The 10,202-nt window shown below is 41.3% G+C and carries 9 protein-coding genes and 1 pseudogene; 7 read left to right on the forward strand and 3 right to left on the reverse strand.

Going from position 1 to position 10,202, the window contains the following annotated elements:
• Window positions 1-93 precede the first annotated feature (93 nt).
• The 6 genes from nadC (at window position 94) to ACM0OY_RS38255 (ending at window position 7,343) form a co-directional block, all read left to right on the forward strand.
• Window positions 94-957 (forward strand): carboxylating nicotinate-nucleotide diphosphorylase, encoded by an 864-nt coding sequence (gene nadC, locus ACM0OY_RS38230; RefSeq protein ID WP_414573928.1) that lies wholly within the window; start codon window positions 94-96, stop codon window positions 955-957.
• Window positions 958-1,349: 392 nt separating this feature from the next.
• Window positions 1,350-2,228, forward strand: coding sequence for a hypothetical protein (locus ACM0OY_RS38235; protein ID WP_414573929.1), 879 nt, complete (start codon window positions 1,350-1,352; stop codon window positions 2,226-2,228).
• A gap of 160 nt (window positions 2,229-2,388) precedes the next feature.
• The gene (locus tag ACM0OY_RS38240; protein ID WP_414573930.1) at window positions 2,389-3,084 is read left to right on the forward strand and encodes a Uma2 family endonuclease; all 696 of its coding nucleotides are present in this window, start codon (window positions 2,389-2,391) and stop codon (window positions 3,082-3,084) included.
• Between the two features lie 136 nt (window positions 3,085-3,220).
• Window positions 3,221-4,999 carry an ABC transporter ATP-binding protein gene (locus tag ACM0OY_RS38245; protein WP_414573931.1) on the forward strand — a complete coding sequence of 593 codons (1,779 nt, stop codon included), beginning with the start codon at window positions 3,221-3,223 and terminating at the stop codon, window positions 4,997-4,999.
• A complete protein-coding gene (locus tag ACM0OY_RS38250; RefSeq protein WP_414573932.1) occupies window positions 4,996-6,825 on the forward strand; it encodes an ABC transporter ATP-binding protein in 1,830 nt (609 codons plus the stop codon). The genes ACM0OY_RS38245 and ACM0OY_RS38250 overlap by 4 nt, the downstream gene beginning before the upstream one ends.
• Before the next feature lie 2 nt (window positions 6,826-6,827).
• Complete coding sequence (locus ACM0OY_RS38255; protein ID WP_414573933.1) at window positions 6,828-7,343, forward strand: dihydrofolate reductase family protein; 516 nt, start codon at window positions 6,828-6,830, stop codon at window positions 7,341-7,343.
• A 244-nt stretch (window positions 7,344-7,587) separates the two neighbouring features.
• On the opposite strand, the gene ACM0OY_RS38260 is transcribed toward ACM0OY_RS38255, so the two are convergent.
• Window positions 7,588-8,097 (reverse strand): helix-turn-helix domain-containing protein, encoded by a 510-nt coding sequence (locus ACM0OY_RS38260; RefSeq protein ID WP_414573602.1) that lies wholly within the window; start codon window positions 8,095-8,097, stop codon window positions 7,588-7,590.
• A 21-nt stretch (window positions 8,098-8,118) separates the two neighbouring features.
• On the opposite strand from ACM0OY_RS38260, the gene ACM0OY_RS38265 reads away from it, so the two are divergent.
• Window positions 8,119-8,718 carry a hypothetical protein gene (locus ACM0OY_RS38265; protein ID WP_414573934.1) on the forward strand — a complete coding sequence of 200 codons (600 nt, stop codon included), beginning with the start codon at window positions 8,119-8,121 and terminating at the stop codon, window positions 8,716-8,718.
• 180 nt (window positions 8,719-8,898) lie between these two features.
• On the opposite strand, the pseudogene ACM0OY_RS38270 reads toward ACM0OY_RS38265, so the two are convergent.
• A pseudogene (locus tag ACM0OY_RS38270) lies at window positions 8,899-9,057 on the reverse strand (IS5/IS1182 family transposase); the annotation flags it as partial.
• A 226-nt stretch (window positions 9,058-9,283) separates the two neighbouring features.
• Complete coding sequence (locus tag ACM0OY_RS38275) at window positions 9,284-9,628, reverse strand: hypothetical protein (RefSeq protein ID WP_414573935.1); 345 nt, start codon at window positions 9,626-9,628, stop codon at window positions 9,284-9,286.
• Window positions 9,629-10,202 lie beyond the last annotated feature (574 nt).

Here is a 10,202-nt window from a genome sequence, read left to right on the forward strand (position 1 = left end):
CTTTTGCAATTTTTTCTGATATGGCTACAAGCCTTAGATGGCAAGGGTTTTAGGGTATAGTATTCCTGAAGCCTCTAAGGAAGGAATAAAGTTGTGAGAAATTTTGGTGTTTTGCCGCCCTGGCTGGTTTTAAATCCGCTGTTGCATGGTTGGTTGCTGGAGGATATTGGGCGGGGCGATCGCACTACAAACACCCTTCTTACAGAAGATGTCACACCAGGAACAGCCAAGTGGATAGCGAAGGCTCCAGGAATCATTGCTGGCTTACCAGTTACAGCTAGGGTGTTTCAGATTTTGAATGAAAATGTGAGTTTTACGGCTGTGACGCTTGAAGGCGCAAGATGTGAGCCGGGACAGATAGTCGCTGAAATTCATGGTTCGCTGGATGCGTTGCTGATGGGGGAACGGGTAGCGCTGAATTTGGCTATGCGGTTGAGTGGAATTGCCACGCTGACTAATATATATGTAGAGAAAATTGCTGATTTACCTGCTCGGTTGGTGGATACGCGCAAAACTACACCAGGGCTGAGACTATTGGAAAAGTATGCGACTGCTGTGGGTGGGGCGATTAATCACCGTATGGGGTTGGATGATGCGGTGATGATTAAGGATAATCACATTGCAGCGGCTGGAGGAATTGAGGAAGCTGTTAGGCGTGTTCGTTCTCAGATTCCTTATCCTTTGACAATAGAGGTAGAGACGGAAAGTTTAGAACAGGTGAAAGAAGCTTTGCAGCATCAAGCCGACATTATTATGTTGGACAATATGCCTTTGGATATGATGCGTGAGGCGGTGGAACTGATTCGTCAGCAGGATAGTCGGGTGAAAATTGAGGCTTCGGGGAATGTGACTTTGGAAACGATTCGCAGTGTGGCGGAAACGGGTGTTGACTACATTTCTAGCAGTGCGCCGATTACACAGTCGAAGTGGTTAGATTTGAGCATGAGGATTTTCTAGTAATCCGCTTCGATTTTTGAACTTATTTGTTCTCAGTAGTGAGTAGGGAATTAGCCTTTTCGAGATGTACGGAGTTTTTTCAAAAATCAAATAGGAGTCCTATATTTTAACCATCTCCTCATCAAAGCCTGAAGAATAGGGTTTTCTCGATCTTAGGTATCACTTTGTTCTAATTTTTCTAGTGATGATACAGATTGTTTTACTCTCAGTAATCAATTAATATTGATACTACGGTAATCGATAAAAACAGCATAATAAAATCAAAATTTAAATAAAAGGAAACTATCGTATGTATAGTAATAGCACTAGTCAAAAGATTGCATTACAAATTGCACTGTCATCATCAAAAATGACTTTGATGGCATTTGAGCGTCACATAGAAGAAAAGCTAAATGAAAAGACAAAAAAGCAATAAAGTGCTAACTCAAAGCCCAAGGTCGATGTTAATGCAACCAAATCCTTCTAAAATCCTTCGGTTATTTGCTGAATTACAGGATCGTTTATATGATGGCGACACCGTAAAGAAAGCAATTAGTCAAATATGCAGACATACAAAAGATCAAAGTATTATTAAAACTTATCAAGTTATTGCTGAAATTTTAGAGATAGAATTTGATAGTAATTTTGATAAGGTTAATACTGATTGGCACTTCCAAGCAGTTCACAGATTACAAAAGCATCATAACTGGGTAATAGAGAAATATCAAGAAATCCAAAAGTGTGTCAATGATTACAACTCGAAGTGGTCAGATACTTTGCTAAAAATTATAGATACCCAATTAGCAAGACTTTCACAGCTAATAATACTTCTGGATAGAGAGCCTGAGATTTGTGACAATAAAGGTAATGTAATACGTCCCAATGATTTAGTTGTGTACCTGTGTAAAGATGATAAGGATAGAGATTATGAACACTACGGTGTTGTAAGAGCTACCCCAAATGGTTACAGGATTGCACACTTTTTCACAGGTGAGACGGTAAAGCCAGAAGGTAAACTTGTAAGCGTGGGAATCGGATATGTTCATTTAGCTCACTACACACCAGACTGGCTGTTTAAAGAACGTCCTGAAAAAGAAAATCCTCAAAAAGCTTCAGACATTCAAATTGAGGCGCGTATTCAAAATTCAAGAGAAAAAATCCTCAGTGCAAAAGATAATCTCTGGAATTTGCTGAGTTATAACTGCGAACATTGGGCTAGAGAAATGGTATACGGTGAAGCATTTGCTACTCAATGTCAAGAGATAAGAACAAGAAACAAATCTCAAAATTAGCCGTAGCAGACAAAAAAATGAGCTATTTGTACTAAACAGATATAGCCAGATTACAGTGACCAAATAGTGGATTTAATTAGACTACGATGTGAAATAAGAACAGTGCGGGAAAAGCGATCGCCTTTCCCCCATCCATAACAATCATGTGAGAATCATCGCAATGGTTACACAGCTACCATCTTCCACCCCAAAAGGCATTATCTACCCTGACAGCGATGGACAGCCAATGGCAGACAACACTAAGCAGTTTGAATTAATTGTCTGGATTAAAAATAATTTAGAACTGCTGTTCGCCAATGACCCAAATGTGTTTGTCGCTGGGGACTTGTTGTGGTATTCGGTGGAAGATGATAATAAGCTCCGCCAAGCTCCCGATGTAATGGTAGTCTTTGGTAGACCAAAAGGATACCGAGGTTCTTATAAACAGTGGCTTGAAGACAACATTCCCCCGCAGGTAATATTTGAAATTTGGTCGCCTGGAAACCGGATTTCTCAAATGGCGAAGAAATTCGAGTTTTATGAGCGCTACGGTGTAGAAGAATATTATTTGTATGAACCTGATGTAGTTGATTTGACAGGTTGGCAGCGTCGTAACTCACGATTAGAAGTTATTGACCAAATGGCTGGTTGGGTGAGTCCTAGATTGGGGGTGCGTTTTGAGTTGGGCGAGGAAGAACTACAAATTTATCGTCCTGATAGCGATCGCTTTCTTACCCATTTGGAACTAGATCGGCAACTACAACAAGAAAAAGAACGAGCCGAAGAACAACGTCAGCGAGCCGAACAAGCCGAAGCCCAATTAGAAGCTCTACATGCTCTACTAAAAGAGCGGGGAATTAATCCAGAGCAATTGTGACGGAATTTTTATTTACAAGTCTAAAGAATAGCTAAGGTTACAAACGTATTGTAATATTCCTCATCTTCAACCTGAGTAAGTGGCTTTTTAGAATCAAATTAGGAGATAATTTTCCCAAAACACAGGGTGAATTCCATTGGTTCAACAACCAGAACTCCGGGAAACTTCGTCAATGCAATCAATCCAGCGTGTGCTGGTTAGTTTGAGTACTTACCGATGGACTTCGTTGGGAGCCTTCGTAAGCCTATTGCTGTTGACAAGCGCCAACGCCGTTACCCCGCAACTATTTCGCTGGGGAATTGATCAAGGAATTAGCGAAAAAAACTTAGAAGTTGTGCTAATTAGTGCTGGCTGGATGGTAGTCGCGGCGATCGCTCGTGGTTTATTTAACTTTGGACAAAGCTATTTAGCAGAAGCAGCCTCTCAAGGTGTCGCTTACGATCTGCGAAACAAAATTTTCAGCAAAATTCAAAATCTCAGTTTTAGCTATCACGACCAAGCGCAGACTTCGCAACTATTAACCCGCGTTACCAGTGACATTGAGCAAATCCGTACATTTGTTGGTACTAGCCTGATTCAGGTTATTGGCGGAGTTGTGACATTGGTGAGTATTGCAGTAATTTTACTGCTGATGAACTGGAAATTGGCACTGATTACTCTGACAGTAGTACCCCTAACCGGATGGTTAATGGCACGATTCGTCACTCGGAATAACAAGCTTTTTCGGCAAGTACAAGAGCAACTCAGCGACCTGAACGCTGTATTACAAGAGAACTTAATCGGGATACGGGTAGTGAAAGCGTTTGTGCGGGAGTCCACCGAAAGGTCGCGTTACACGACCTTGAATGATGGGCTAGTCAAGGCAAACATGAAGACCATTAGTGCTATTCGTAATACCTTTCCATTTATCTTTTTGTTAAGTAATTTGGTAACACTGGCAGTTTTCGCTTACGGGGGAGCGGAGGTAGTTGAAAATAGATTCTCTATTGGCGAACTCGTGGCGTTTAACTCCTACCTAGCGTTGATTCTGCAACCAATTTTAGTGATTGGATTTGCAGCGCCAGCGATCGCTCAATCAGCTGCTTCAGCAGAACGAGTTTACGAAGTTGTAGACGCAGAGATAGAAATTGGCGATCGCCCTGATGCCATCCCTTTTGACACCTGCGGTGGTAGAATAACTTTTGAAAATGTTTCTTTTCGCTATCCGGGAGCAAGTGCCGAAACTCTCAAAGAAGTTTCCTTTGAAACTAAGCCCAATGAACTAATCGCTGTTCTAGGCATGACTGGTTCCGGAAAAAGCACAATTATGAACTTGATTGCCCGGTTCTACGATGTCACAAAGGGAGCGATTCGCATTGACGGACGGGATGTCAGAAGTTTCAACCTCAAAAGCCTCAGATCTCGGATCGGTATTGTCTTCCAGGAAACCACTCTTTTCTCTGGGACAATTCGTGAAAACATTAGCTATGCAAAACCGAATGCAACCTTAGAAGAAGTGATTGAGGTGGCAAAAAGCGCACAAATACACGATTTCATCATCAGTTTGCCCGATGGCTACGAGACGATTGTTGGGGAACGTGGTGTGGGGTTGTCTGGGGGGCAAAAACAACGAATTGCGATCGCCCGTACCTTACTCACTGATTACAGTATTTTGATTTTGGACGATAGTACCTCTGCCGTAGATGCCAGAACTGCTGCCCAAATTCAAGCCGAGTTAGATGGTTTCATGCGCCAAAAAGCTTGCACAACCTTTGTAGTGGCTCAACGCATTAGCACTGTCAAGAATGCCGATCGCATTTTTGTTATGGACAAAGGGCGATTAGTAGCACAAGGTACTCACGAAGAATTGATGCAAACTAGCCCGCTTTATGGTGTAATTTTGGAATCTCAGGTACAGCAAAAGGAGAACAAATGAGAACTACAGCTGCCGTTGTTGTATCCGAGGAACAAGCTAGTAAGCAAACCTCCACCTTAGGGCGCTTTTTGCAATACCTAAAACCCTATCGTAAAGAGATTCCCATTGCCATCGGATTGGTTTTCATTGGTGCAGTGACCCAAGCAATTGGGCCATTTTTTCTCGGCTGGTCGATTGATAACCTCATTGCCAAGGGAAATTTACAGGGACTATTGCTGTTATTAGGGCTACTAGCACTGAATTACGGAGTTGGTATCTTAGCAATCCGGGGTCAAATTATTCGAGTCGGCTGGATTATGCAGCGATTGTTGGCTCAACTAAGGCAAGACATTTTCATTAAAATCCAAAGTTTACCCCTGAGCTTTTTTGACCGTAGCGAAGCAGGCGATTTAATGAGTCGTTTGTTGAATGATGTCAATACTGTAAATCAGGCATTTGGACTAACAATCGCCCAAATGCTGGGTAATACTTTCAGTTTAATTGGCATTGTGATTGCAATGCTTTCAATTAACCTGCAACTGGGCTTGTTGAGCAACCTAGTAGTGCCATTGATGATTTTTACTACAGGCTTGTTTGCACGTTGGGCAAGAGCCAAATTTCGTGTAACGCGACAAACCATTGGGCAACTTTCCGCGAAGTTGGAAGAAGATATTGGTAGTGTGCGAGAAGCACAGGCATTTAATCGCGTACACCTCAACATTGCAGAATTCGAGATTCTTAACGCTGCCAATCGAGATGCTAACGTCCAGGCTGTGGCAATTACTTCCGCGTTTTTGCCATCCATCGATTTTCTCAACACATTAGCAACCGCAGGTGTGTTGGCTTATGGTGGTTATCTGGCGGTAACGGGAGGTGCAACGGTGGGTGTAGTAACATCCTTTTTACTTTATGTCCAGCAGTTCTTCCGCCCCATCCAAATTCTCAGCCAGTTTTATACCCAAGCTCAATCTGCATTCGCTGGATTAGAACGAATCTTTCTGTTATTGGATGAACCGTCACAACTCAAAGATGCGCCTGATGCTAAGGAAATGCCACCAATTCAGGGCGAGGTAAGATTTGAGAATGTTAAGTTTGGCTACAATCCAGACCAACTCGTTCTCAAAGGGGTAAATTTGCACGCTTACCCAGGGCAGATGATTGCGTTAGTAGGGGCGACAGGTTCAGGAAAAAGTACGATTATTAACTTAATTTTGCGCTTCTACGATGTGTCTGGAGGTGCAGTAAAAATTGATGATATTGATGTACGTAGTGTTACTCAAGCGAGTCTACGGCGTCAGATTGGCATCGTCCTACAAGATAATATTTTGTTCAGCGGTACTGTTGCCGAAAATATTGCCTTTGGCTGTCCCTATGCTACCCAAGCTGATATCGAAGGAGCTGCACAGGCAGCGAATGTCCATGAATTTATTACCTCATTACCACACGGCTATACAACTCAATTGGGTGAAAAAGGTGCTCCCTTGAGCCAGGGACAACGACAACTGATCAGTATTGCTCGTGCGGTATTAATTAATCCCCGAATTCTTATACTCGATGAAGCGACCAGCAGCATCGATACCCGTACAGAAGCACTAGTGCAAAGTGCGATCGCCCGCTTGCTGCAAGGTCGTACAAGTTTCGTAATTGCCCACCGCCTCAGTACAGTTACTCAGGCAGATAAAGTGTTAGTGATTCAACAAGGACAAATTGTAGAGCAGGGTACTCACACAGAACTCATCCATCAGCAAGGTGTCTATGCGAACCTTTATGCCCTGCAATTGGGTGCAGCAGACACCGTAAAAGGAATTGAGGAAGATGCGGGAATGCAGAGAATAGCTAATAATTAATTATGAAAGTTACACTCTATATTGCAACTAGTTTGGATGGCTATATTGCTCGCAGCAATGGAGGAATTGATTGGTTATCAATTGTTGAGACTCCAGAAGAAGACTATGGTTATGCTGCTTTCTACGATTCGATTGATGCTATTGTTTTGGGTAGCAAGACATATGAATTAGGGCTGAGTTTTGACCAATGGCCTTATCCAGATAAGAAATCTTTCGTTTTGACCCAAAGGGATCTCAAATGCGATCGCGAGGAAGTCGTATTTATTTCTGACACTGTGAACAATGCATTAGCAAGTATAGAGAAAGAAGGCTTTAAAAATATCTGGTTAGTTGGTGGTGGAGCGTTAATTAATTCGTTTCTTAGGCAGAGCTTGATTGACGAATATATTATTTCGACTATTCCAATTATTTTAGGTGATGGTATACGCCTTTTCCCACCACCTACCTGTGAACAAAAATTGCAACTTATTAACTCAAAACAATATCCAAGTGGATTACTTCAAGCACACTATAGATGAAAATAGAACATTTAAAAATTTATCATTTATAAGGTGATTTCCGAAAAATAAATTACCAGATAAAGGCTATCAAGGAATTAGTAAAATTGATAGATTGAGTGAAACACCGATTAAAAAGCCAAGAGGTAAGAAGTAGGCTTGACTCCAGAAGCAGTAATCACTTTTCCTGTGAGAGTTTTCAGCCCCACCCTCGTTTCATCCTGACACAGGTAGCGAACACACTTGCCGGGTGCTAGATGTTCTTTTAAACAATTAAGAATAATTCCGAGTTTTTTTTAAATTCAAATATCAATTTCTCGTCTTGGTTGTAGCTTTGAGGACGAGGCACTTTGAGTTTTGCACATAATCGATATCGAACCCACGCATAAACTGTTGCATACTCTATATCAAGTCCATGTTGAAGTTTCAACCACTCAACTATTGCACCATAACTACTAAAACCTTTTCCTGTTTTTAGCTCCTCCTCCAGTGCTGCGATCGCTATGTCATGAATTTTCCGTTTTGCTCCTGGAGCTTTTTTGATTTCCAGTAATTCATCTAGCCCTCCCGATCTATACTTTTGCAACCACCTGGTCACAGTTGAGGTATCTTTCGCCAAGCGTTTTCCAATTTCTTGCTGCTCCTTAACCTGACCACTCTTGAGCCACCACAACATCTGTAGCTTTTCTTTCTGGTTTCCCAACCGAGCTGTTTGTAAGAGTTTTTTTAATTCTTCTTCGCTCTCGGCGATCTCAATCTTAAACGGGCGACTCATGGGTACTGAAACTTATTGAGTTTGGTTTTCTATATTATATGCAGCTTCATATTAAATTGGTATAAAGAATGGACTCAGTTAAAACAAGGTAGCCAGTGTCAAATTAATTCTCATGTTCAAGAACTGCATGAACAAGTCGTAGATATTGCTCATTTCCCAACAGTACATTCTGATCATTCTACAAAAAGTCAGGGTTCGGAGATAGATGGCTCGGTTTGGAAACAACGTCTTCTTTCAAGACAAGCTCTTGAAGTTGCAAAATTAAACTTGCAGATAGAAACTCAAATCGAAATAATTCTCTATGGGTTGGGCTATAGCTTACAAAGATACTGTATAAGTGGAATCGGTCAGCTACAATTCATTCTGCTATTTTTGACAACACCTGTGGATGAAGAGTATCTTGAAATACATATGCTTATTAGTGTGAAGAGCTTTTTTACCAAAACCATAGCCTCAGCTTTGACACCATTGCTGCTCAAGGTCTTGAAAGATGAAGTTGAGAAAGACTTTCCTATTTGGAAAAACAAGCTTTACCGTACTCATCCTATACTCTGCGACGGTGATGGTGAAATTACGAGATATCGCTATTGGGCTAGCCAGTTCTATTCTGAACTAAGTTAAAAATTTTGCTTCTTCACCTCAATACTTTACAAAAATTCTGAGACACAGCACCAGAACAATGTTCTGGTGCGAGAGCTATCCTTACCTTTCTCTTCAAATCATTAGTTTTGGTTATGTAATAGACCTCTTGCAAAAAAATTGTGATATAGTTAAGGGTTAAAATTTTTGAAAATCTAACAACTATATGCAGTTCAATGTAGCAATAGTAGGCAGTTCGTAGTTATAAAGACCAGCAATTAGGTGAGAGCGTAATCCAAAACGCTTTCCACGGTTGCGATAGGGTTGACTAAGAATACGAAACACTTTCAATCGTCGATTAATATGTTCAACCACAACCCGACGACTAGCTAAGGCACCAGGGCAAACGCATCTAAATTACTCTTGATCACAACGAAGGTTAAAAACCAACGAAAAAATCAGGATTTCGCGCTTGATTATTTTTTAAGCCCCAAAGCGATCGCCTAAAATTTTCGCAATAAGCAAGAGTTAATGACATTAATTTTAGTTCTATTGAGAATAGACTTTGCTTGTTGACATGATGCGGCCGCCCTGCATGTGAATAATTTCATCTTTGTAGTGAGAGCCTTGAGAAAGTACACGTGTTACCCGATATGTCACCAAATTCTTCTGGCGTGTGAGTACATACTTGCCATTCTAGCGATCGCAATACATCTGTAAGATGCTGTATTTTTTGATACACTATACTCAATACTATTGCTGCCATTACTGGCAAGGTCAGTACTTGTGAACGCAAGCTCCGTTCTTTGTCTTTTACCCCTTTGAGGTTAGCAAATGTACCTGGGCTGACTAGTTCAAACAAGCGTGATTCTATTTCTTGGCTGGCTGGGGCAGGTACGCTGACTCGATGGCGAAAATCTGGATTCCCTTGCTTTTTCCGTGGTTTACTCATGGCTCTTTCAACACAGGGATGTTGATTGACTTTTACCATTGATTTGCCCACTCTTGACAGCCATCTATTTTTCTTAACTTGACACCAATGGCTTTGCGTCCTCCACCCAGGGCATGTTGACGAGGCTTGGTCTGTTGAATTTCAAGCTACATCGTGGTAAAGGTGGGCAAAAGGGCATCAAATGCTTTCCGGTTCAATCCAGTTAATGCCCTCAACAGTCGGTCTTGCTTCAGTGTACCTTCAATATTCAGCATCATCCTTCCCTACCACTGCTGTCTATTCTCTCTTATTTCCCGACAAGTCTATTCTATGACCTGTTGATGTTCTTCGGGAGTCATGGATTCACCTCGAATTGATCACTTAATAATGTCTAATTACTCCCCTACCTTATATTTATGTAACAATCTTTTGTTCTTACTTATTGTCTTAACTTTTTTAACTTTTTTAACTTTTTTAACTGTCCTTGTATTTCTACTTTTAATATGAAATAATAAGCTGAGTCTAAATAATTCATTGCCTTATCCCTCTTTTGTCACTTTCCGGAATAAGCAAGTAGTTCAGGAAAGAAATTATC

Source organism: Nostoc sp. CCY 9925, from assembly GCF_963920935.1.
Taxonomy (GTDB): Bacteria; Cyanobacteriota; Cyanobacteriia; order Cyanobacteriales; family Nostocaceae; genus Nostoc.